The sequence below is a fragment of the Ensifer sp. SSB1 genome, assembly GCF_016652895.1.
Lineage (GTDB): Bacteria > Pseudomonadota > Alphaproteobacteria > Rhizobiales > Rhizobiaceae > Ensifer.
Window position 1 is genome coordinate 1 of the sequence record NZ_JAEPRP010000120.1, and the last position, 22,705, is coordinate 22,705.

Consider the following 22,705-nt stretch of genomic DNA (forward strand, 5'->3'; position numbering starts at 1 on the left):
TGTCCGACGACAGCGGCCAGCCGTGGCTGAGCACGACGACCGGGCCATCCTTCGGACCCCAGTCCTTGTAATAGATCTCGACGCCATCGCGGGTGATGATGCGGCTGCCGGAGACTTCACCACCTTGCGAACCGGCACCAACCTGCTTGCCGCTTGCCGCCGTCGCATCCGCCGCCTTGGCGGGGCTGTTGACCGCCGACACGGCGGCCGCGGTCGCCGCTGCGCCAAAGGCAACCGAGAGGACATCGCGACGGGAAATGCTGCTGGTTTCGGCCTTGCTGACTGCCTTGCTCATGGAAACGCTCCTTCTTCCCTGCGGTCGTGCCGCGTTGCAATAAATATCTAGCGATTAAATCGTTCACGATGCATTTGGATTTATATCGCTGTCGATTAGATCGTGCACAATCTTTTATATCGTGGCTCGCACGCCTGTCAATGCCTTGCGATTAAATCGCGAACGATTTATTTTAAGGCATGATGGGAGAAAGCGATGACCGGCACCGAACCTAGAGACGACGATGCAATGCTGACGCTGGACAGTTTCCTGTGCTTCGCGGTCTATTCCGCAAACCACGCCTTCACGCGCATCTATAAGCCGCTGCTGGAAGAACTCGACCTCACCTACCCGCAATATCTGGTGATGGTGCTTTTGTGGGAGAAGAACGACCAGACGGTCGGCAGCCTCGGCGAACGGCTCTTTCTGGAATCGAGCACGCTTACCCCAATGCTGAAACGTCTGGAGGCGGCCGGCTATATCGACCGCGTGCGCGACAAGGCGGACGAACGGCAGGTCCGGGTACAATTGACCGACATGGGCAAGGCGCTGCGCCAGAAGGCGATCGCTGTGCCGCGCGGCCTCACTCAGGCAACAAAGCTCGGCGCCGACGATCTCGAGCGACTGCGTGCAGAGGTCTCGTCGCTCAGGGACACCCTGCTGAAATAGAAATCACTGCGCCAGGGCCTCATCTGAACGCGGAAGGCGCTCCTAGCCTTTGAGCTACGAGTATCCTTCCACATCCAGCGATTCCGCTTGAAGGCGGGACGCTCTCGCAATCTTCAAAAAAGAAAAGCCCGGCGATCGCTCGCCGGGCCAAACCAGTCGGACACGCAGTCCGAAGTCAGAACTACTCGTTCTGGAAGTAGCTGTACTTGCCGTCTTCACCCTTCTTCCAGGTGTACATGACGTAGTCCGGACGCGTGATGTCGCCCTTTTCGTCATAGCCGAGGTCGCCGATTGCGGTCTTGAACGGACCCTTTGCCTTGATGGCTTCAGCAACGGCCTGCGGGTCGTTGCCGCCGGACGCCTTTGCGGCTTCAGCGATGACCTGGAGGGCGGCGTAAGCGTAGAGCGTGTAGGCTTCCGGTTCGAAGCCGGCAGTGCGGAACTTCTCGACGAGTTCCTTGGCAGCCGGGTTCTTGCGCGGATCCGGAGCGAACGTCATCAGCGTGCCATCGACGGCGTCGCCGGCGATCGAGGCCAGTTCGTTCGAAACGATACCGTCGCCCGACATCAGGGTTGCCTTGAGGCCCTGATCCTTCATCTGACGCATGATCAGGCCAGCTTCGGTGTGCAGACCGCCGTAGTAGACGATCGAAACGCCGGCTTCCTTCATCTTGGCGATCAGCGCCGAGAAGTCTTTGTCACCGGTGTTGATGCCTTCATAGAGGGCTTCGGTGAGGCCGGCTTCGTTCATCGACTTCTTGGTTTCGTCGGCAAGGCCCTGACCATAGGGGGTCTTGTCGTGAATGACGGCGATCTTTGCGTCCTTGAAGTTGGCGGCGAGGTAGGCGCCGGCAACTGCACCCTGCTGGTCGTCACGGCCGCAGGTACGGAACGTGTTCCAGAGACCGCGCTCGGTGAATTGCGGGTTGGTGGAGGCCGGCGTTACCTGCAGGATGCCGTTTTCAGCGTAGACTTCCGAAGCCGGGATGGACACGCCCGAGTTGAAGTGACCGACAACGAACTTCACACCGTCAGCAACGAACTTGTTGGCGACCGAAACGCCCTGCTTGGCGTCGGAAACGTCGTCGCCGAGCACAACCTTGATCTGTTCGCCATTGATACCGCCGGCAGCGTTGATATCTGCAGCAGCCTGTTCAGCACCTTTCTGGAGCTGTGCGCCGAAAGCGGCATTCGGGCCAGTCAGCGGGCCTGCGACACCAACGAGAACATCAGCCCAGGCGCTGCCGCTGAAGGCAACCATAGCCGTCAGCGCGACCGCCGACAGAAGAGACTTTTTCATCTTGTTACTCCCAATTATTCGAGCGGGTCTCGTTACCAACCTGCGCAATGCCCACCATAGTTGCGCCGGTGTTTCTTTCGCACCGGCCGCGGCGGCCGGCGCGCGCTGTTCCCTTTATTTGGCTTTCCAGGAGAAAGGCGAAGCCTTCTCATAGAGCCAATAGTAGTTATTGGTCATTTGCTTGGTCCGGTAGTACCGGAAACCTGCGGTAGCAAACAACAAAAGCACGACCGTGTCCACGATATAGTATTGCAGGCTGAACATCGTGCCCGCGAAGAGCGCGTGGTGCACGAAACGGATACCCAGCCCCAGCAACGCCACGTAGAGCAGCAGGCGTCGCATGTCTTCCCAGCTCTCGGCCACGCTCTTGCCCGTGCGCCAGGCGGTCCAGCCGCCAAGCACGCAGCTTATGAAAAGAAACTGCCAGATCGACGCTTCTTCGTAGAGAATTCCCTGCATGTCACTTGCTCCAGATGCAGCCGATCAATGACGGCCGCCTTCGAGATAGGCCGCGCGCACTTCCGGATTGGCGAGCAGTTCCTTGCCGGAACCGCTCATCGTCACCCGGCCGTTGACCATGACGTAGCCGCGGTCCGAAAGCTTGAGCGCACCGAAGGCGTTCTGCTCGACGAGGAAGACAGTCAGGCCCTCCTCCTTGTTGAGTTTCTTGATCGCTTCGAAGATGCCCTTGACGATCAGCGGCGCGAGACCGAGCGACGGTTCGTCGAGAAGCAGGAGCTTCGGACGGGCCATCAGCGCGCGGCCGATCGACAGCATCTGCTGCTCACCGCCCGAAAGCGTGCCGCCGCGCTGCGCCTGGCGTTCCTTGAGGCGCGGGAAGAGTGCGAACACCTTTTCCACGTCCTGGTCGAAGTGCTTCAGGTTGTCGAGGCTCGCGCCCATCTGCAGGTTCTCGAACACCGTCATGCGCGGGAAAATACGCCGCCCCTCGGGGGATTGGGCGATGCGCAACCGGGCGATTTCGTGCGTCGGCATGCGGGTGATGTCCTGGCCCTCGAAGTGGACCGAACCGGTTCGCGCCTGCGGACTACCGCAGATGGTCATCATCAAGGTCGACTTGCCGGCTCCGTTCGCGCCGATCAGGCAGACGATCTCACCACGGTGAACTTCGACATCCACCCCGCTCAAGGCGCGAATGTTGCCGTAGTAGGTCTCGACGGCTTTGACTTGGAGAAGAGGCGCCGTCATCAGTTGGTGCCCCCCTGTCCGCCTTCGATTTCCTCGATTTGTTCGATCACCTCTTCAACCTCTTCATCCTCGACACCCAGATAGGCCGCGATGACCTTCGGATCGGTCTTCACGAAATCCGGTGTGCCGTCGGAAATCTTCTGTCCGTATTCCAGGACCACCACGTGGTCGGAGATCTCCATGACCACGGACATGTCGTGTTCGATCAGCAGGATCGACGTGCCGGTATCGGCACGAATGCCCTGCAGCAATTCGTTGAGCGCCAGCGATTCACGCGGATTGAGGCCGGCGGCCGGCTCGTCCAGGCAGAGCAGTTCGGGCCCCGTGCACATGGCACGTGCGATCTCGAGACGACGTTGAGCGCCGTAGGAAAGATCGCCGGCCGGATCATCCGCACGTTCGATCAGCGATGCCTTTTCGAGCCAATGCTTGGCAAGGTCGATCGCCTCTCTCGACGCCTGGCGGTAGGCCGGGAAGCCGAGTAGACCGAGGAAGGTGTAGCCTGATGCCTGCATCAGCTTGTTGTGCTGCGCGACGAGCAGGTTTTCGAGCACCGTCAGACCGGAGAACATCCGGATGTTCTGGAAGGTGCGCGCCACCTTGGCGTGCTTGGTGATCTCGAAATCGGGCAGCCGCTCCAGCAGGTATTCCTTGCCGGCCTTCTGCTTCATCGTGATCATGCCCATCGTCGGCTTGTAGAAGCCGGTGATGCAGTTGAACACCGTCGTCTTGCCTGCGCCGTTCGGACCGATCAGCGCGGTGATGTCACCGCGATAGGCTTCGAAGGAGAAGTCGTTGATGGCCATCAGACCGCCGAAGCGCATCGACAGGTGCTCAACCTTGAGAATGGGGTCTTTTGTCATTGTCGTTGTCTCGCGGGCCATCAGCCGTGCCCTTCCTTGGTGAAGCTGCCGGAGACTGCCTTGCGTTCGTGCAGGAAGGCTGTCGGTTCGCGCGATCCGACGAAGCCGCGCGGCTTCCAGACCATGACGACCACCATGGCGAGGCCAAAGATCAGCATGCGGTAGAGTTCAGGCGTGAAGTCCTGCCCGAAGATGGCCTTCAGGAAGGAAAGCTCACGCAGGATTTCCGTGCCGCCGATCATCACCACCGCGGCGACCGCAATGCCGGTGAGCGAGCCCATGCCGCCGAGAACCACGATCGCCAGGATAACGGCGGACTCCAGGAACACGAAGGATTCAGGCGAAACGAAGCCCTGGCGCACTGCAAAGAACGACCCGGCAATACCGCCGAACATTGCGCCCGTGGCAAACGCGGTGAGCTTGGTCGTCACCGTGTTGATGCCGAGGGAGCGGCAGGCGATCTCGTCCTCGCGCAGCGCTTCCCAGGCGCGACCGATCGGCATGCGGCGCAGCCGCATCGTCACGTAGGCCGTCAACAGCGCAAGCGCCAGGATCAGGTAGAACAGGAAGATCTTGTAGTAGGCCGAAGACATCGGCAGGCCCATCATCGCGGCAAAGCCGTCCTTCGAGGCATCGAACTTGATGCCGAACAGCGTTGCCTTGGCGATACCGGAAACGCCGAACGTACCCTTCGTCACCTCTGTCCAGTTGATCAGGACGAGGCGGATGATTTCACCGAAGGCAAGCGTCACGATCGCCAGATAGTCGCCCCGCAGACGCAGGACCGGAAAGCCGAGGATCATGCCCCAGAAACCGGCAAGGATGCCGGCAACCGGCAAGAGAATCCAGAACGACAGGCCGAAATAGGTCGACAGCAGCGCGTAGGAGTAGGCGCCGACAGCGTAGAAGGCGACATAACCCAGATCCAGAAGGCCGGCCAGACCGACGACGATATTCAGGCCCCAGGCCAGCATCACGTAGATGAGGATCTGGATGCCGAAATTGTCGACCCATTTGAGCGAGCCCTGGACGCCGAAGAGCGCGACGATGATCGGCGGGTAGACGAGCAGGAACGCGATGGCGATCTTCGAGAAGTTGCGGCTGAAGAAGGTCTCCTCCTTCGCCACGTCCTCGGCTGCAGCCTTCGCCGCCTTGCGGCGGGCGAGTGCCGGCCGGACATAGGCAACCATCGCGAAACGGCCGACGGCAGCCACGATTACGAAGATCGCAAGCAGGCCCCACCGTTGATTGAGGATCAGCTCATTGCGGATGTTCTGATCGGACTTGAGACCGACGAACAGCACGAAAAGGCCGAGGGAAATCAGGCCCGCGAAGACAGCCTCGCGCAGGGCCCGCGCCGTCACGTCAGTGCCGGCGCTTGCAGTCGTAGAAGCAATGTTTGCCATGGAATTATACCTTCTCGACTTCCGGTCGTCCGAGAATGCCAGACGGCTTGAAGATCAGGACGATAGCGAGAATGGAGAAGGTCGCGACGTCCTTGTAGTCGATGGTGAAATAGGCCGACCAGAGGGACTCGATGAGCCCTATCAACAGTCCGCCGAGAACGGCGCCCGGCAGCGAACCGATGCCGCCAAGAACGGCCGCGGTGAAAGCCTTGACGCCAGGGACGAAACCGTCGGTGAAGACGACGACGCCGTAATACATCAGGTACATCGTACCGGCGACGGCCGCGAGTGCTGCACCCATGATGAAGGTAACAGAGATTGTGCGATCGACGTCGACGCCAAGCAGGGCAGCCATCTTGCGGTCCTGTTCGGTCGCACGCTGTGCACGACCAAGCGGCGTCTTGTTGACGATGTACCAGAAGATGGAGAGCAGGATCGCCGTGATGATGATGATGATGATCTGCTTCAGCGAGATGGTAATGCCGAAGACGTTGTAGACCGAGGAAACGAGCGGCGGGATCGGTTTGTTGCGCGGCCCCTGCGTTACCTGGATGAAGTTCGACAGCGCAATCGACATGCCGATTGCCGTGATCAGCGGCGCAAGACGGAACGAACCGCGCAGCGGCCGGTAAGCCACCTTCTCGATCGTCCAGTTCCAGAGCCCTGCGGTCAACATGCCGACGATCATCATCAGCAGCAGCGCAAGTACAACCGGGACGCCCCCGATGAATGTTGTGAGAATAAGAAAGACAATCAAAGCGGCAAAACCGCCGAGCATGAAGATATCGCCATGGGCGAAGTTGATCATGCCAATGATGCCGTAGACCATGGTATAACCGATTGCGATCATACCATAAATAGACCCAAGAGTCAGCCCGTTGACGAGCTGCTGGACGAAATACTCCATCAATCTTCCCCTGGACCAGATCCTTGTAGGTCCGGTCTCTTGTTTTTTGAGCTCATTTTGAGCGCTGTATTTGCTCGATTCCATACCTTTTTCAAACGAAAAGGAAAGCTAAAAAACGCGACTTCGATAAAATCTTCCTCGATAAAATCGATTTGACGCTTTTAGAGCCAGAAAAATCAAAATTTCCGCAGCTTTCGCCCGTGAAATCATCAACTTTAGTCGTAAATGCTTTGGGCTTGGTCAGCGGCCTGGCCACCGAACGGCCAGACCAGTGCTGCTTCGCGGCTCAGCCGCGCATCCTTTGCCCGCTTGCATCGAACAGGGGATTCGGCTGGAGGCGCGCCGGCAGTATCTCGCCCAGCAGTTCGATCGCCCAGCCATCGCTGCGGTCGGCGATCTCCTTCGGCACGTAACCCATGGCGACCGAAACGCCGCTCGTGTGCGCATAACCGCCGGATGTCACCCAGCCGCGCACGACGCCATCGAGATAGATCGGCTCATCACCGATGACATCGGCATCCCTGGCTTCGAGGAGGAAGGTTCTAAGACGCAGCGCGCCGCCTTCCGCCTTTTCCTTCACGGCTGCCGCCTTGCCGATGAAATCCGCGTCCTTTCCGGCCGCGACGAAGCGACCAAGGCCGGCTTCGACCGGACCATAGAGCGGTCGATACTCGCGCGCCCAGCTGCCGAAGGATTTTTCGACGCGCAACGCATTCAGCGCCCTCAAGCCGAACAGACGGATTCCGGAAGCGGCCCCTTTCTCCATCAGGAGTTCGAAGAGATAGCGCTGATATTCCGGCTTCATCCAGATCTCGTAGCCGAGATCGCCGGTGTAGCTCACGCGGCCGACGATCGCGGGCGCCATGCCGAGGTCCATCCGGCGAACATCCATGAACGGGAAAGCCGTATCGGAGATGTCGAGGTGGGTGAGGCCCGCAAGCACGTCACGTGCCTTCGGCCCGGCGATCGACAGGCCGACCAGTTCCAGTTTCAGCGCCTTCAGCGAAACCGAACCATCACCTGGCAGATGCGCCTCGAACCAGCGCATATGGTAGTCCTCGGCGATGCCGGATCCGACAAGCAGGAAATCCCCCTCCCCGAGTTTGGCAAGCGTGAAGTCGCCGATCAGCTTGCCATCGTCCTTCAGCATCGGCGCCAGCGTCATGCGCCCCACCTCAGGGATGCGGCAGGCAAGCATGCGGTCAAGCCAGGCCTCAGCGCCCTTGCCGGTGATCGCATATTTGGCAAAGCCCGATGTCTCCATCAGGCCGACCCCCTCTCGCACGGCCCGGGCCTCCGCTCCCACCGTCTCGAAGTCGGTCGAGCGCCGCCAGGAGAAGGCGTCCTTTACGCCTTCGGGTGCGAACCACAGCGGCGTTTCGAGCCCATAGGAAGCGCCGAAGACGGCGCCCGCAGCCTTCAGCCGGTCGTAGATCGGCGTCGTCAGCAGCGGCCGCGCGGCCGGCAGTTCCTCGTTCGGATAGCGGATGGAGAAGCGCCGCGAATAGTTTTCGCGTACCTTGGCATTGGTATAGGCAAGGGTCGCGAAATCGCCATAGCGGGAAACGTCCATGGCGAAGACGTCGAAGCCGGGATCGCCATGGATCATCCAGTTGGCGAGCGCCAGCCCGACGCCGCCGCCCTGGCTGAATCCGGCCATGACGGCGCAGGCCGACCAGAAGTTCCTCAAGCCTCGTACCGGGCCGACCAGCGGGTTGCCATCCGGTGAGAAGGTGAAGGGCCCGTTGATGATCTTCTTGATGCCGGCTTTGTTGAAGGCAGGAAAGTGCCGGAAGCCCACTTCGAGCTCCGGAGAAATGCGGTCGATATCCTCTGCCAGCAGCTCATGACCGAAATCCCAGGGCGTTGAGATTGGCGACCACGGGCGGCACGCCTTCTCATAGGTGCCCATCAGCATGCCGTTTCGCTCCTGGCGGAGATAAATCTCGCCGTCGAAATCGACACAGTGCATCAGCTCCTTGCCGCGCGTCTGGTTGAACTCGATGACCTCGGGCATGTCCTCCGTGATGAGATACATGTGCTCCATGGCGAGCACCGGCAGTTCGAGGCCAACCATGCGGCCCACCTCGCGCGCCCAGAGCCCGGCGGCGTTGACGACGTGTTCGGCGATGATCTCGCCCTGGTTGGTGATCACCCGCCAGGAACCATCCTCGCGCTGCACCAAGTCTTCGACCTTGGTGTGCAGATGGATTTCCGCACCATTCTTCTTCGCCGATTTGGCATAAGCGTGCGTCGTGCCATAGGGATCGAGATGCCCCTCGACCGGATCGAAGACCGCGCCGACGAACTGGTCGGGATCAAGCAACGGCATCAGGTCGTGCGCTTCCTTGGGCGTCAAAAGCTCGGCTTCGAGCCCCATGTAGCGCCCCTTGGCAAGGATCGACTTCATCCAGTCGAAACGCTCCTTGGTGGCCGCGAGCATCATGCCCGAGGTCATGTGCAGGCCGACATCCTGGCCGGAATACTCCTCAATCTCCTTGTAGAGCTCGACCGTATATTTCTGCAGCTTGGCGACGTTCGGGTCGCCGTTGATCGTGTGCATGCCGCCGGCCGCATGCCAGGTGGAGCCGGAGGTCAGTTCCGATCGTTCGAGCAGCACGGCATCGGTCCAGCCGAACTTCGTCAGGTGATAAAGCACCGAACAACCGACGACACCGCCTCCGATAACGACGACCTTGGCATGGCTTTTCATGCGTACACTCCGTCTTCCCACGCTCCTGCCGGAGGCGCGGCCAAATTGTCAGGGAAAATCAAGCACGGCGACCGCTTGCCTTCCGCCACGGAAGCGCAGGCGACTGATGATCGAAGCCTAGTCAGAAAGGCGGCGCCGATAAAGACACGGCTGCGAAGGACGCTTGTCCATTTCCGCCGTTTGCTGGCGGATGGGCGACCCGTTTGCGGCATTTCATGCCGCATTTGTTCTCAGCCTTTAGATAGGGCTGATTCAGTCTGAAAAAGCAGCGGTGAGATCGAACGCCCGCCCCATCCGCACGAGGTCGTCGAAGAGCGATTCGGCGTAACTCCGCGGCACGATCAGTTCAAACGTGTCTTCGTCAGTCCGGGCGAGATTGACCGGGATGTGACCGCAAAGAACGTTGGCGCTGCCCCCAATCGAAAAGGCCGCGGGATGAAGGTCGAGGCCGATGCCTTTGGCAAGGATGCTGCGTGCGTTCGGTCCGGCAAGACGGAAGACGACACGTCCGTCGCTCTGGTCGACGACGTAAGCACCACCGGCGCAGAGCTCCTCGAGGCGGCGCACGAGCCCGCTCGGCACCTCCGTCTCTGAGACCACCAGCCATTCCCCGGGGCCGGAGAAACGGAGCGAGAACTCGGGCACCGAAGCGATCGCCTGCCGCACCGCGTCTTCCTGACCCGCACGAGCAAGAACCGTCGCGGCCGTGCGCCAATGGCCGACCATCAGATGATCGGCCGCTGCAGGCGCCGGTGCCGAGCGCAGTTTCTGTTCCAGTGCGTGGCGGTTGTTGTAGTCGCGAACCATCACCGCCTCCTCAGGCCTTCAGTTTCATGTTTTGCGGATCGACGAAGACCGGGTCGCAGACCTCGGCGACAATCTCCTGATCACGCAGCTTGTCGAAAACGATGACCTTCTCGCCATATCGCTCACGCCCGGATTTCAGGAAGGCAAGCGCTATGGCATGCCCCAGCACCGGCGAGAAGCCGGCCGAACTCACCCAGCCCTGATCGTTCAATGTCGAGGGCTTCGTGCCTTCCTTCAGGAGATGAGCGCCGGCGCGCATGTCCTTGTCGGTATCGACAGGCTTCAGACCAACAAGTTGCATGCGGTCGGCCGCCGTCAGGCCATAGCGCGTCGACAGGCGCTTGCCGATGAAGTCGGTCTTCTGCATCGACAGCATGCGGCCGAGACCGGCGTCGTCGGGCGTCACGCGACCGTCGAATTCGGCATGCGTCAGCAAACCCTTTTCGAGCCGCAGCACATTCAGCGCCTCGACGCCATAGGCACAGATTTCATGTGGCCGGCCAGCCTCCATGATCTGGTCCGCCACCGCCTCACCGTAGCCTGCAGGCACCGCCAGCTCGAAGGCCAGCTCGCCGGAGAAGGAAATGCGGAAGAGCCGCGCGGACACGCCGCTTTTCAGGACGACCTTACGGGCGGACAGGAACGGAAATGCACCGTCCGAAATGTCACCGTCGACGATCTGCTGCAGCACTGTCCGCGCCTTCGGACCGGCGATCGCCATCTGCGCCCATTGGTCGGTCGACGAGGTAAAACGGACTTCGAGTTCCGGCCAGAGCGCCTGGGCACAATATTCCATATGCGCCATGACCGGGCCGGCCATCGCCGTCGTCGTGGTCACGAAGAAATGCTCGTCATCGAAGCGGCTGACCGTACCATCGTCGAAGACGAAACCGTCCTCACGCAGCATCAGGCCGTAGCGCGCCTTTCCAACCGGCAGCTTCAGGACTGGGTTGCAATAGAGCCGGTTCAGGAACTCCGCGGCGTCGGGGCCGAACACCTCGATCTTGCCGAGGGTCGATACGTCGCACAGGCCGACATTGGCCCGCACGTTCAGCACTTCGCGATCGACGCTGTCGCGCCAGGTCTTCTCGCCGGCGCGCGGGAACCAGGCGGAGCGATGCCAGAGCCCGGCCTCGACAAAGGTCGCCCCGTTTTTCTTCGCCCAGCCATGCAGCGGCGACTTGCGCGCGGGTGCTGCATGTTCGTCGCGGGCCGCGCCGGCGAGCGCGCCGAAGGAGACCGGCGTGTAGAACGGCCGGAAGGTGGTGGTGCCGACCTCCGCCGGGCTGACGCCGCGCATGCCCGCGAGGATGCCGACCGCATTGATGTTGGAAAGCTTGCCCTGGTCGGTCGCCATGCCGTTGGTCGTGTAGCGCTTGGCGTGCTCCACATGGCCGAAGCCTTCGCGCAGCGCCAGGCCCAGATCCTTCGCATGCACGTCGTTCTGGAAATCGACAAAGGCCTTCGACTTGGCGCCCGGTACGTACCAGAGCGCCGCGAAGGAAGCGATCTCCTCGCCATCGACAACGGGCGCTGCGGCCGAGCTTGCGCTGAAGCCGAGATCGGCCGCAATCGCTGCGGCTTTCTCCGCACCATCGGAAAGGCAGCCCGAGAGCGTATAGACGCCGTTGGCCGCACCCACGGGACGGAGGCCACCACCGACATCGGGCGCCGCGAATGCCTTCAGCTCCTCCGACCAGACCGGCTTCGCACCGCGCTGGCAGGCAAGATGCACGACCGGGCTCCAGCCGCCGGACATGCCGAGCGCGTCGCAGGCGATCAGCTCCTCGAAGCCGGAGCGTTCGACGACGATGCCCTTGAGGCGTTGCCTGCCCTTGGTGTCGACGATCGAAGCGGAACGAATGACCCTGATGCCATCGGGCGCCTGATCGGCGGCCTCAGCCCGGGAATCGACGATCGCCGCGATGGCGACGCCCTTGGCCGCAAGCATCCGTGCCGTCCGGTAACCGGCGCCGCCGCTGGTAAAGATCGCGACTTGCTTGCCGGCGGCCACGCCGTAACGCTCGGCATAGGCGGTCATGGCACCGGCCATCATCACGCCCGGGCGGTCGTTGCCGCCGAACACCAGCGGGCGCTCCTCGGCACCGGTTGCCATCAGCGCCCGCTTTGCAACGATGCGCCAGACACGCTCGCTCACAAGCTTCGAAGACGGTTCGGCGACGTGCTTCTGCACGCGTTCGACCGCGCCGAAGACGTTGTCGTCATACCAGCCGAAAACGGTGGTGCGCGAAAGCAGCGTGACGTTGGACAGCGATTGCAATTCCGCGACCGTTCGGTCGGCAAAAACGGAAGCCGGGGCGCCGTCGATCGTCTCACCGCTCGAAAGCAGGGAACCGCCGGGGCGGAAATCCTCATCGGCCACGAAAACCCGGAGACCAGCGCGGCCGGCGGTCAACGCCGCCATCAGGCCAGCTGGACCGGCACCGACGACGAGCAGGTCACAGAAGGCCCAGGATTTCTCGTAATTCTCGGGATCTCGCTCGAGCACGGCTCGGCCGAGGCCGGCGGCACGGCGAATGAACGGCTCGTACACCCGTTCCCAGGCCTGCTTCGGCCACATGAAGGTCTTGTAGTAGAAGCCTGCGCCGAGGAACGGCGAAAGGACGCCGTTGACGGCCCCGACATCGAAGCCGAGCGACGGCCAGCGGTTCTGGCTTTTGGCGGTCAGCCCGCCATAGAGCTCGGCGACGGTCGCCTTGGTATTGGCATCGGTACGCGCACCGGAGCCGAGGGTGACGAGCGCGTTCGGCTCGGAAGGCCCGGCGCTGACGATGCCGCGCGGCCGATGATACTTGAAGCTGCGCCCCACGAGCAGCTGGTCGTTGGCAAGAAGCGCCGAAGCGAGCGTGTCGCCGGCAAAGCCGCGCAACGGTCGACCATCGAAGGTGAAGCTCAGCGACTGGCTGCGATCGACGAGACCGCCGGAGGAAAGACGGTATCCGGTCATCGCGCGGCCCTCCGCGCAAACTCGGCGGCATCGACGACGGAATAGACCTCGTGGGTCGCCGTATCGCGCTCGACCACGAGGAAGCGGCGACAGCCGGCGACGTGGTGCCAATGTTCCAACGTGCGGCCGCGCGGGTTGGCGCGCACGTAAACATAGTCGTGCCAGGCTTCGTCCGAATCCATCGGTTCAGGGCGGCCGCGCGAGGCATCGCCGCGGATCGCGAATTCTTCCTTCGGTCGGACCCCGCAATGCGGGCAGGTAATCAGGCTTGCCATCGTCTTCCGTGTCCTGAAGCCGCGCTCCGGCTTCCTGTTCATATCAAGCGGGCCGGTTGCCGGCCGCGTGCTGTCAGTGAAGGTTGGGCTGCGGCCCGGCCCCGGCCTCGTCGACGGCATACCCGCGCGCGAAGCGATCGAGCCTGAGGGCGCGCGCCACCGGATGGGTGTCGTTCTTGGCGATCAGGTGGGCAAAGCAATAGCCGGAAGCCGGCGTCGCCTTGAAGCCGCCGTAGCACCAGCCGCAATTGAGGTAGAGATTGTCGATCGAGGTGCGGTCGATGATCGGCGAGCCGTCCATGCTCATATCCATGACGCCGCCCCAGGCGCGCAGCACCCGCACCCGCGACAGGCCGGGGATCATCGTCACCCCCTCCTCCATCACGTGTTCCGCCGTCGCCAGATTGCCGCGCTGGGCATAGGAGGAGTAGCCGTCGATCTCGGCGCCGAAGACGAGCCCGCCCTTGTCCGACTGCGAGATGTAGAAGTGCCCGCCGCCATAGACGATCACGTGGTCGATGCAGGGCTTCAGGCCCTCGGTCACGAAGGCTTGCAGCACATGGCTTTCCAGCGGCAGCTTCAGATCCGCCATCTCGCCGACGCGCGAGGAATTGCCGGCCGCCGCCAGGGCCAGCTTGCCGCAGCCGATGAAGCCCTTGGTCGTTTCGACGCCGGTGGCGACACCGTTTTCGCGACGAATGCCGGTCACTTCGCAATGTTCGATGATGTCGACGCCGTGCCGGTCGGCACCCCGGGCATAACCCCAGGCAACGGCATCATGGCGCGCCGTGCCGGCGCGGCGCTGCAACAGGCCGCCGAGGATCGGATAGCGGGCGTGATCGTAGTTGAGGAAGGGGATCATCTTCTTCAACTGTTCGCGCTCGATGAGTTCGGCGGCAACGCCCTCCATCCACATCGCGTTGCCGCGGCGGACATAGGCGTCACGCTGGGCGTCGCTGTGGTAGAGCATGATGACGCCACGCTGCGACAGCATCACATTGTAGTTGAGATCCTGCTCGAGCCCTTCCCAGAGCTTCATCGAGAATTCGTAGAAGGGTTCGTTGCCGGGAAGCATGTAGTTGGAACGCACGATCGTGGTGTTGCGGCCGACATTGCCGGAACCGAGATAGCCCTTCTCCAGCACCGCGACGTTCTTCACGCCGAATTCCTTGGCGAGATAATAGGCGGTCGAGAGGCCGTGCCCGCCACCGCCGATGATGATCACGTCATAGTGCGGTTTCGGCTGCGGCTGGCGCCATTGCGGCTTCCAATTCAGGTTTCCGGAAAGGGCGTTCCTGACGAGCGAGAAAGCGGAATAACGCATGAAGGCATCCAGTTCAGTTGCGTCGGCACATTTGCACAGCCGAGCCACGGAAGCAAAGACACAAGCTTCTCGCAGTTGCAAAAAACCCTTCGCCGGCTCATCGAGTCTCGGCCGCCAGGCAGAACGGATCGAGGTCAGTCTTCAGTGGAATACGCCTACCGCCGAAAGCATTAGCTACCTTCCTGTTCTCAATATGCTATGTGCTTGATGACAGAGGGAAGTAGGGGCGAATGCTGGAGATACTGCAACAATCGGCGATATCAGCAGGTCGGGCCATTCTCGACATCTACAATGCTGGTCCTGAAGTCACCTACAAGCCGGACTGTTCGCCGGTCACAGACGCCGACGCCTGTGCCGAACGCATCATCCTCGCGGATCTCGCCCGCGCCTTCCCCGGGGTTCCTGTGGTCGCCGAGGAAGCGGTCGCCGCCGGCTTCGTGCCTGACATCGCCGGCAAGTCCTTCTTCCTCGTCGATCCACTCGACGGCACGAAGGAATTCATCGGCCGCCACGACGACTTCACCGTCAATATCGCATTGATCGAGAACGGCGCGCCTGTGGCCGGGGTCGTCTATGCGCCGGCACTGCGCATTCTCTATGCCGCCTACCAGGGCAAGGCAGTAAAGACGGTCATCGACGAGACCTTCCGTCTCGATGATGAAACGGTCATTGGCTGCCGCAGTTGCGGCGATCGCATGGTGGGGCTTGCCAGCCGTTCGCACAACAGCGCCGAGACGATCGCCTACCTCGCCGAGCACGGCATAGCCGACTACAGGGCGGTCGGCTCGTCGCTGAAGTTCTGCCTCCTCGCCGAGGGGCTCGCCGACGTCTATCCACGTTTCAGCCGCACGATGGAATGGGACACGGCCGCGGGCGATGCCATTCTTCGGGCAGCCGGCGGCGAAACGCTGACGATGGACGGTGCTCCACTCACCTACGGTAAGCGCAACCAGAAGGACGACAGCGACTTCGCAAACCCCTGGTTCGTTTCGCGCGGCAAGCCGTAGGGATCCCTCCGGGCCCGTCATTCGTACCGCATTCCGGCGGCGATCAGCTGGCCGAGCGACCGCTCGTTGAACGGCTTGTCTATCCGCGGGATACCCCGCAGGTGGCTTGGGAAAAGCTCTATGTCTCCGTAGCCACTGGTGAACCCAAACGGCATGCCGCGCGCGAGCATCGCATCGGCAACGTCAAAGCTCGTATGGTCGCCGAGGCTGACGTCGAGAATTGCAAAGTCGAAGCCCTGTCGAGACAGGATTTCCATCGCCTGGTCCGCGTTCCCCGCGATCGTCACCTCGGCAATCCCGAGCGAGGTCAGGATCTCTTCTGCATCCGATGCGATCAGGAAATTGTCTTCGAGAATAAGAACGGCCCGGACATGCGGCGGAACTTCGTCCATCCAGCTCACTCCACCTTTTGCGCGTACCGACAGGGCATTTGCGCCGATAAGAGCAAGCTATAGGCGCCTCAAGCCGACCCGGCATTTAAATAAGACATGTGGCGCCGATTGGGGTGAAGTGCGGAACAACGAACCGTTACCGACGTTCAACACCGGTACGCGGATCGCGATCGCCGTTTCGCGGCTTCCTCAAGATAGAACGGGAGCAGGAGAATGAAGCAGACAGCCTCCGTGCTTAAACCGAAGGTCAAGGACGAAGAGTTCGACATCGGCCTGACCAGAGCCTATCGCCAACAGATGGCGGCAGCACTGTCCGACATCCTCGCGGATACCTACAAGCTGGTGATCAAAAGCCACATCTACCATTGGAATGTGGTCGGCCCATTGTTCAAGCCGCTGCACGAGTTGACGGAAGAGCACTAAAATACGCTCTTTCAGGCAACCGATGTCATCGCCGAGCGTATCCGCGCCCTCGGCCACCTCGCCCCGGCCAAACTCACCGAAGCGGCGGCATTTGCCCCGGGCGGCGGCTCCGTCAACCACACAAGCGCCGCCGACATGGTGGCTGACCTGATCGCCGATCATGAAGCGGCGGTGCGCCGCATGCGCGATGCCGGCACCAAGGCAGACGAGAACGACGACCTCGTCACCACGGACATGCTGACCGACCGCCTCAACTTCCACGAAAAGGCGCTCTGGATGCTGAGGGCGATCGTCGCGAGCTGAACGCCCCAAAGGGGACCGACCGATGCGGCGGCGGACGCCGCATCCTCCGATGATCGTCTTCCCGTTCTCAGATGAAAGGCCGCTTGATTTCCCGATAGCCGTCCCACCCGGCGATCGCCAGCAAGCCCTTGATATCGCCGACATTGCAGCCTTTTTCCGCCCAACGGATGACACCGCGCGCCGCAAGCTTTTTCAAGGTCTTGTTGGTATGCACGATCGAAAGCCCAAGCGTGTCCGCCACGTGCTGTTGGGTAATTGGAATGGCCACACGGTTGCCATCGAACAGGTTGAGCGCCTCCGCTCTCTGATAAAGGAAGGCAAGCAGGTAGGCGGCTCGCTCGAGCGCCGAGCGGCGGCCGATGCTCAACAGGTTCTCGTCGAGGATGCGTTCCTCGCGCGCCGCGATCCAGGTGAGGTCGTAGGCAAGTTCGGGGTAGCTCTTGTAGAGCTCGTTGAGCTTGGTTCGCTCGAAGACGCAAAGGGTGACGGGGGACAGGGCCTCGATGGAGTGCTGCATTTCGCCCAGCAGTGACCCCTGCAGGCCGACGAGGTCACCTGGCATGACGTAGTTCAGGATCTGGCGGCGGCCATCATCGAGCGTCTTGTAGCGAAAGCCCCAGCCGGAGAGCACGGTGAAGAGATGCGCGCTTTGGGCGCCCTCCATGAGGATGGTCGCGCCAGCATCGACCGCGAATTCACCGACCTTGAAGCGCGAGACATAGGCGAGTTCGTCGCTCGTGAAGGCGCGAAAGTGATCGAGCGTGCGCAAGGGACAGTTTTCGCAATCGGTGCGTTTCTCGCTCCGGCCGTTCATTCCTTCCGTTCCTCCGCTCGCTGGCCCTTCGATACAAAGCTGCAGGTAGCGCCAGTGTTCCCGGCGGCAAGACCGCTTTGAAAATAAACGGTTTTCGGCATCTCATCTGCGCACAGGAACATCACGCGGCAATAGACAGGCGGCGGCGAGCGCCCTATCTCTTGCATTCAATCCCACCGCTGGAGCCTCCGCCATGCAGCATCCTGCCTTTGCACCCAACAACGTTGCCGTCATCACCGGCGCCGCCTCCGGCATCGGATTGGCAGCGGCCCTTCGCTTTGCCTCGCTCGGTCTGCGGGTCGTGCTCGCCGATCTCGCAGGTGACAGATTGGACAAGGCGGCGGCCGAGGTCTCTGCCGTGTCCCCGGCTGGCGCGCAAAACGTCGTTGCGATCCCGACCGATGTCTCGCGCCTCGCCGACCTCGAAGCGCTCGAACGCGGGGCACATCAACGGTTCGGCGAAGTGCACGTGCTGATGAACAATGCCGGTGTCCAGCCGGGCAGCGCCATGCTCGGTCCGCTGGCAGCGTGGGAGGCGACGATCGGCGTCAATCTCTGGGGTGTCGTCAATGGCGCCCGCACCTTCGCACCCGGCATGGTCGCCCATGGCAAGGCGGCGGTAATTATCAACACCGGCTCGAAACAGGGTATCACCACGCCGCCGGGCGACCCCGCGTACAATGTGTCGAAGGCCGGCGTGAAGGTCTTTACCGAGGCGCTGGAACACGAGCTGCGCAACACGGCCGGCAGCCAGGTTCACGCTCACCTCCTGATCCCCGGCTTCGTCTATACCGGGCTGACGGCCCATGGCCGCACCGAGAAGCCCGCCGGCGCCTGGACGGCCGAGCAGACCGTCGACTTCATGATGGAGGGTCTTGGCCGGGGCGATTTCTATATCCTTTGCCCCGACAACGATGTCCAGCGCGCAACCGACGAGCGGCGCATTCTGTGGGCCGCCGGCGATATCGTCGAGAACCGGCCGCCGCTCTCCCGCTGGCATCCGAAATACGGGGAAGCGTTCAAGGCGTTTCTCGAGAAGGATCGCGACTGATCCTCCTGCATAACTCGTTAGATCGGCGTCGATTTGAGGATGAAATTATAGCGCGTCGCGAAAGGCGCGCGGCGCGTAAAAACAGCGTTCGCCGCAGCGCTTCTGGCGCCAGCGCTGCGCTTCGTGTTTTGTGAGCTAAGACCAATGAGGAAATGAGAATGACGAGCGGCATCCATCACATCACCCTGATCGCCCGGAAGGTCCAGGCAAACGTCGACTTCTATGTCGGTTTCCTGGGCTTGCGGCTCGTCAAGCGGACCGGCGGCTACGAGGACGCCAACCAGTTGCACCTATTCTACGGCGACGCCAAGGGTTCGCCCGGCTCGCTCGTTACCTTCCTGATGTGGGAGGACGGCGGCCGCGGCCGTGTCGGCCACAGCCAGCCGAGCGAGATTGCCTTCGCCATCCGGCCGGAGAGTATCGGCTTCTGGCTGACCCGCGCGCTGCAATTCAATATCGCGACGTCAGGGCCGGCGCAGGAGTTCGGCGAACCGGTGCTGCGGCTCAAGGACCCGGATGGCGTCATCGTCAAGCTCGTCGGCACGGATGCGGTTTCCGCCGCGGCCCCCTGGAGCACGCGCGACATTCCGGAAGAAGACGCGATCCGGCGCCTGCGCGGCGCCACGATCCTCACCGAGAAACCGGAAGACTCGGTTCGCTTCCTGAAAACGCATTTCGGCTACAGCGAATCGGCCTCCAGCGACACGATCCGTCGCCTCACCTCCACCTCGGGCGACGTCATCGATGTGCGCGACGCAACCGGCTTCTGGACGTCGGCGGCCGGAACCGGAACGATCGATCATATCGCCTTCCGCGCTCCTGACCGAGCCGCCGTGGAGCGGGTGCACGCGGACCTGCAACGCGATGGCGCGGGCGCGATCAATGCGCATGACCGCAAATATTTCTATTCGCTCTACGTACGCGAACCCGGCGGCTCGCTCTACGAACTGGCCAGCGACGTGCCCGGCTTCACGGTCGACGAACCCAAGGAAACGCTCGGCACGGAACTCTTCGTGCCTGCGCATTTCAGTGCCGCCCGGGAGGAAATGCTTCTCGCCATGCCGCAATTCGCGCTGCCGGGCGAGCCGCGGCTGACTGAGCGCGACCTGCCCTTCGTGCACCGTTTCTATCACCCCGATGTGCTCGATGATCGCACCTTCATGCTGCTGCACGGCAGCGGCGCCAACGAGACCCAGCTTCTCTACCTCGCCCACCAGGTCGACCGCGAAGCGACACTGGTCGGCATTCGCGGCCGATCGAACGAGGAGGGAACGCCGCGCTGGTTCCGCCGCTATTCGCCAACGACCTTCGACCAGAAGGATGTGCGCGCGGAGGCAGAGGCCTTCGCTGCCTTCGTCGAAGGCGCCCGGGAAGGCTACCGCATCGATCTCGATAAGACCGTGTTCATCGGCTACTCCAACGGCGCCAATCTGCTGGCTGCGCTGATGCTGCTGCATCCGGGCCTGATCCGAAATGTCGTGCTGATGCGCTCGATGCTCGTCATCGACGACGTGCCGCCACCGGATCTCACCGGTACGAAGGTGCTGCTCCTGACAGGCAAGCACGACAGCTATGGCGATTTCGCTCCGCGCCTCAAGGAAGAGCTTTCCCGCACCGGGGCCGATCTGACGACGGCCGAACTCGACATGGGCCACGAAATCGGTGCGCCGGATATTGCGGCCATCCAGCAATGGCTGGCGGACAAGGAGCTGTGAGAAGCTGACGATGTAAAACGTGGGCCCGGGCTATTCCGCACCGGGCCACGTGGTCAACTGCTTCACGTTTGCCTCAAGCCTACTTCTCGGCCGCTGCAAAATCCGCAAACGCCTTGACGAAGGCCGCCAGCCGGTCGCGGGCATCGGCATCCTTCAGCGTCCCCTCGGCATCGAACAGCGTATCCGCCTTGGGCAGCATCAGCCGTTTGCCCGACCAGAGCTCAGCACCGAGCGTACGCATGACGGACAGCCAGGCGTTCTGGCTGAGTATGGTGCCGAAATTGCCGGGCGAGGCGCCGGCAAGCGCGAACGGCCGGTTACGAAACACTTTGGCAATGTCGGCGGATGGCCTGCTCAGCCAGTCGATCCCGTTCTTGAACACGCCGGGAATGGAGTTGTTGTATTCGGGCGTGAACAGGATGACGCCGTCGGCGGCCATCACTTGCTGCTTGAGCGCCGTCACGGCCGGCGGAATGCCACTCTCCTTTTCGACATCGCCGTCATAGAGCGGTATCCCATGCAGCGTCGCCGTGTCGAATTCGACGCCATCGGGCAGATTTTCCGCGGCCGCCCGCATCAGCCCGGTATTGAACGACGCCTTGCGCAGGCTCCCGGATATCCCGAGGATTTTCGTCATGAGATTTGGTCCTTCCTACTCCACAGGGTCGTGCAGACGCGCCCCGAAAAGCGAGGGCAGAATGCAGTTGCCGGTCTATAACGCAGCCGCCATCATGATGGGTCCACGGCAAGCCGAAGTCCAACAGGATCAGAGGGATAGAGACAAAAAAGCCGGGGACGAATCCCCGGCTTTGCGTTTGGACCAGACTGTTAGACCAGCGGCTTCAGCCGTGTTTCGATCTGGGCGCGCTTCGGCTCCAGGAACGGCGGCAGAGACAGGCTTTCACCAAGCGTCTCCATCGGCTCATCGACGGCGAAACCGGGACCATCGGTCGCGATCTCGAAGAGAACGCCATTCGGCTCGCGGAAATAGAGCGAACGGAAATAATAGCGTTCGACTTCGCCGCTCGACGGCAGGCGGAAGCCGTTGAGGCGTTCCGTCCACTCCGTCAGCGCCGCATTATCCGGCGCCCGGAAGGCGACGTGATGCACGGCACCGGCGCCCTGCCGGGCAATCGGCAGACCCGGCTGGACCGCGACATGCAGTTCGGCCGCAGGACCACCCTCACCCATGGTGAAGACGTTGACTTCCCCCTCGCCGTCCGGCGACGGATAGGTGCGGGCCTTGCTCATGTTCATCACATGCGTGAGGACGAGCTCGGTGTTGGTGATATCCGGCACGCTGATGGTGATGGGCCCGAGACCCTTGATCTGGTGCTCGGCCGGAACCGGGCTCTTTTCCCAGGGGTGCGAGGGCTGGAGCCCGCCATCGTCGACCAGCCGGAAGCGCTGGCCTTCGCCGTCCTCGAAGTCAAGCGAGACACGGCCATCGATCTCGGTGACGTCGCCGCTTAACACCTTGAGTTCGTCGAAGCGGCGCTTCCACCACTGAACGCTCTCGGCGCCGCCGACCCTAAGGCCCGTGCGCGAGATGCTGTGCGTGCCGCGCCCTTCGGGGCCGACCGGCCAGTCGAAGAAGGTCAGGTCGGTCCCGGGCGTCGCGCGCCCGTCGGCATAGAAGAGGTGGTAGGCGGTGGTGTCATCCTGGTTGACGGTCTTCTTGACCAGCCGCAGACCGAGGACCTGCGTATAGAAGCGCAGGTTCTCCGGTGCGTTGGCGGTGATTGCCGTCAGATGGTGGATCCCAGTCAGTTGCAAGCTCATGATTGCCTCCAATGCGTTGGCATTGCTGTTGAGCCCAATATGGGATGGCGTATCGTTTCCGACAGTGGATCAATAAAGAACGGAACGTTCTCGCTGAACGAACAATCGCCGAGCGTTCTTGTTTCTGCATCCGCGCCAAGCTCAAAGCCGCCACGCACTATGCGACGCAGCCGACCGGCAGAGGCTCAGCGCCTATTCAGATCACCGAGATAGGTGTTTTCAAGGCGGGAGATAGCATAGGTCTTGGGGTCGATGTCGACGAGGAGCATGGCTTCCTCTCCCGCCCCCGCCTTGGCAAGCAATTGCCCGTCGGGCGCGGCGACGCGCGATAGCCCGGCGAAGGAGAACAGCGGATCCGAGCCGTGATGATTGATGTAGGCAACGAACACCTGGTTTTCGAAAGCGCGCGTCTGGATCATGTGTTCGGCGATGAAGGACCCGGACCAGCCCGCCGGCAGCGCCGTCGGCACCAGCACAGCCTCGGCGCCCGCCAGCGCCAGCCG

22 protein-coding genes and 1 pseudogene are annotated in these 22,705 nt (G+C 62.0%); 6 read left to right on the forward strand and 17 right to left on the reverse strand.

Going from position 1 to position 22,705, the window contains the following annotated elements:
- A pseudogene (locus tag I8N66_RS25240) lies at positions 1 to 295 on the reverse strand (alpha/beta hydrolase); the annotation flags it as partial.
- A 195-nt stretch (positions 296 to 490) separates the two neighbouring features.
- Here I8N66_RS25240 and I8N66_RS25245 point away from each other — a divergent pair.
- The gene (locus I8N66_RS25245) at positions 491 to 943 is read left to right on the forward strand and encodes a MarR family transcriptional regulator (protein WP_291159561.1); all 453 of its coding nucleotides are present in this window, start codon (positions 491 to 493) and stop codon (positions 941 to 943) included.
- Positions 944 to 1,124: 181 nt separating this feature from the next.
- On the opposite strand, the gene I8N66_RS25250 is transcribed toward I8N66_RS25245, so the two are convergent.
- From I8N66_RS25250 to I8N66_RS25300, 11 genes are all read right to left on the reverse strand, one after another.
- Positions 1,125 to 2,243, reverse strand: a complete 1,119-nt coding sequence (locus I8N66_RS25250) for a branched-chain amino acid ABC transporter substrate-binding protein (protein ID WP_113539230.1) — start codon at positions 2,241 to 2,243, stop codon at positions 1,125 to 1,127.
- A gap of 114 nt (positions 2,244 to 2,357) precedes the next feature.
- Positions 2,358 to 2,702 carry a DUF6867 family protein gene (locus I8N66_RS25255; protein WP_113539229.1) on the reverse strand — a complete coding sequence of 115 codons (345 nt, stop codon included), beginning with the start codon at positions 2,700 to 2,702 and terminating at the stop codon, positions 2,358 to 2,360.
- A gap of 24 nt (positions 2,703 to 2,726) precedes the next feature.
- On the reverse strand, positions 2,727 to 3,452 hold the full coding sequence (locus tag I8N66_RS25260; RefSeq protein ID WP_113539228.1) for an ABC transporter ATP-binding protein: 726 nt from the start codon (positions 3,450 to 3,452) through the stop codon (positions 2,727 to 2,729).
- Positions 3,452 to 4,336: an ABC transporter ATP-binding protein gene (locus I8N66_RS25265; RefSeq protein WP_113539227.1), complete on the reverse strand. Its 885-nt coding sequence runs from the start codon at positions 4,334 to 4,336 to the stop codon at positions 3,452 to 3,454. The genes I8N66_RS25260 and I8N66_RS25265 overlap by 1 nt, the downstream gene beginning before the upstream one ends.
- The gene (gene livM, locus I8N66_RS25270) at positions 4,336 to 5,721 is read right to left on the reverse strand and encodes a high-affinity branched-chain amino acid ABC transporter permease LivM (RefSeq protein WP_291159573.1); all 1,386 of its coding nucleotides are present in this window, start codon (positions 5,719 to 5,721) and stop codon (positions 4,336 to 4,338) included. The genes I8N66_RS25265 and livM overlap by 1 nt, the downstream gene beginning before the upstream one ends.
- Before the next feature lie 4 nt (positions 5,722 to 5,725).
- Positions 5,726 to 6,628, reverse strand: coding sequence for a branched-chain amino acid ABC transporter permease (locus I8N66_RS25275; protein ID WP_113539225.1), 903 nt, complete (start codon positions 6,626 to 6,628; stop codon positions 5,726 to 5,728).
- A 286-nt stretch (positions 6,629 to 6,914) separates the two neighbouring features.
- Positions 6,915 to 9,341, reverse strand: coding sequence for an FAD-dependent oxidoreductase (locus tag I8N66_RS25280; protein ID WP_291159577.1), 2,427 nt, complete (start codon positions 9,339 to 9,341; stop codon positions 6,915 to 6,917).
- 252 nt (positions 9,342 to 9,593) lie between these two features.
- The gene (locus tag I8N66_RS25285; protein WP_113539223.1) at positions 9,594 to 10,148 is read right to left on the reverse strand and encodes a sarcosine oxidase subunit gamma family protein; all 555 of its coding nucleotides are present in this window, start codon (positions 10,146 to 10,148) and stop codon (positions 9,594 to 9,596) included.
- A 10-nt stretch (positions 10,149 to 10,158) separates the two neighbouring features.
- The gene (locus I8N66_RS25290) at positions 10,159 to 13,116 is read right to left on the reverse strand and encodes a sarcosine oxidase subunit alpha family protein (protein ID WP_113539222.1); all 2,958 of its coding nucleotides are present in this window, start codon (positions 13,114 to 13,116) and stop codon (positions 10,159 to 10,161) included.
- Entirely contained in the window at positions 13,113 to 13,391 is a 279-nt protein-coding gene (locus tag I8N66_RS25295; RefSeq protein ID WP_113539221.1) for a sarcosine oxidase subunit delta, read from the reverse strand. Before I8N66_RS25295 ends, I8N66_RS25290 begins: the two co-directional genes overlap by 4 nt.
- 73 nt (positions 13,392 to 13,464) lie before the next feature.
- Complete coding sequence (locus I8N66_RS25300) at positions 13,465 to 14,715, reverse strand: sarcosine oxidase subunit beta family protein (RefSeq protein WP_113539220.1); 1,251 nt, start codon at positions 14,713 to 14,715, stop codon at positions 13,465 to 13,467.
- 230 nt (positions 14,716 to 14,945) lie between these two features.
- Between I8N66_RS25300 and cysQ the strand changes: the two genes are divergently transcribed.
- Entirely contained in the window at positions 14,946 to 15,722 is a 777-nt protein-coding gene (gene cysQ, locus I8N66_RS25305) for a 3'(2'),5'-bisphosphate nucleotidase CysQ (RefSeq protein WP_113539219.1), read from the forward strand.
- Between the two features lie 17 nt (positions 15,723 to 15,739).
- Here the strand turns inward: cysQ and I8N66_RS25310 are convergent, their stop codons facing one another.
- Entirely contained in the window at positions 15,740 to 16,114 is a 375-nt protein-coding gene (locus I8N66_RS25310; RefSeq protein WP_113539218.1) for a response regulator, read from the reverse strand.
- A gap of 213 nt (positions 16,115 to 16,327) precedes the next feature.
- On the opposite strand from I8N66_RS25310, the gene I8N66_RS25315 reads away from it, so the two are divergent.
- A complete protein-coding gene (locus I8N66_RS25315; RefSeq protein WP_291159584.1) occupies positions 16,328 to 16,537 on the forward strand; it encodes a hypothetical protein in 210 nt (69 codons plus the stop codon).
- Between the two features lie 27 nt (positions 16,538 to 16,564).
- Positions 16,565 to 16,840 carry a ferritin-like domain-containing protein gene (locus tag I8N66_RS25320; RefSeq protein ID WP_291159599.1) on the forward strand — a complete coding sequence of 92 codons (276 nt, stop codon included), beginning with the start codon at positions 16,565 to 16,567 and terminating at the stop codon, positions 16,838 to 16,840.
- A 67-nt stretch (positions 16,841 to 16,907) separates the two neighbouring features.
- On the opposite strand, the gene I8N66_RS25325 is transcribed toward I8N66_RS25320, so the two are convergent.
- A complete protein-coding gene (locus I8N66_RS25325) occupies positions 16,908 to 17,654 on the reverse strand; it encodes a Crp/Fnr family transcriptional regulator (protein ID WP_162768834.1) in 747 nt (248 codons plus the stop codon).
- A gap of 193 nt (positions 17,655 to 17,847) precedes the next feature.
- On the opposite strand from I8N66_RS25325, the gene I8N66_RS25330 reads away from it, so the two are divergent.
- Together I8N66_RS25330 and I8N66_RS25335 are read left to right on the forward strand one after the other, a co-directional pair.
- Positions 17,848 to 18,705, forward strand: a complete 858-nt coding sequence (locus I8N66_RS25330; protein WP_113539216.1) for an SDR family NAD(P)-dependent oxidoreductase — start codon at positions 17,848 to 17,850, stop codon at positions 18,703 to 18,705.
- A gap of 158 nt (positions 18,706 to 18,863) precedes the next feature.
- Positions 18,864 to 20,420 carry a VOC family protein gene (locus I8N66_RS25335; protein WP_291159589.1) on the forward strand — a complete coding sequence of 519 codons (1,557 nt, stop codon included), beginning with the start codon at positions 18,864 to 18,866 and terminating at the stop codon, positions 20,418 to 20,420.
- Between the two features lie 79 nt (positions 20,421 to 20,499).
- Here I8N66_RS25335 and I8N66_RS25340 read toward each other — a convergent pair whose 3' ends face one another.
- From I8N66_RS25340 to I8N66_RS25350, 3 genes are all read right to left on the reverse strand, one after another.
- Positions 20,500 to 21,057, reverse strand: coding sequence for an NADPH-dependent FMN reductase (locus tag I8N66_RS25340; RefSeq protein ID WP_291159592.1), 558 nt, complete (start codon positions 21,055 to 21,057; stop codon positions 20,500 to 20,502).
- Between the two features lie 191 nt (positions 21,058 to 21,248).
- Positions 21,249 to 22,202 carry a ring-cleaving dioxygenase gene (locus I8N66_RS25345; RefSeq protein ID WP_113539213.1) on the reverse strand — a complete coding sequence of 318 codons (954 nt, stop codon included), beginning with the start codon at positions 22,200 to 22,202 and terminating at the stop codon, positions 21,249 to 21,251.
- A 185-nt stretch (positions 22,203 to 22,387) separates the two neighbouring features.
- On the reverse strand, positions 22,388 to 22,705 hold a 318-nt coding region (locus I8N66_RS25350), incomplete at its 5' end, for a nitrilase-related carbon-nitrogen hydrolase (protein WP_291159596.1).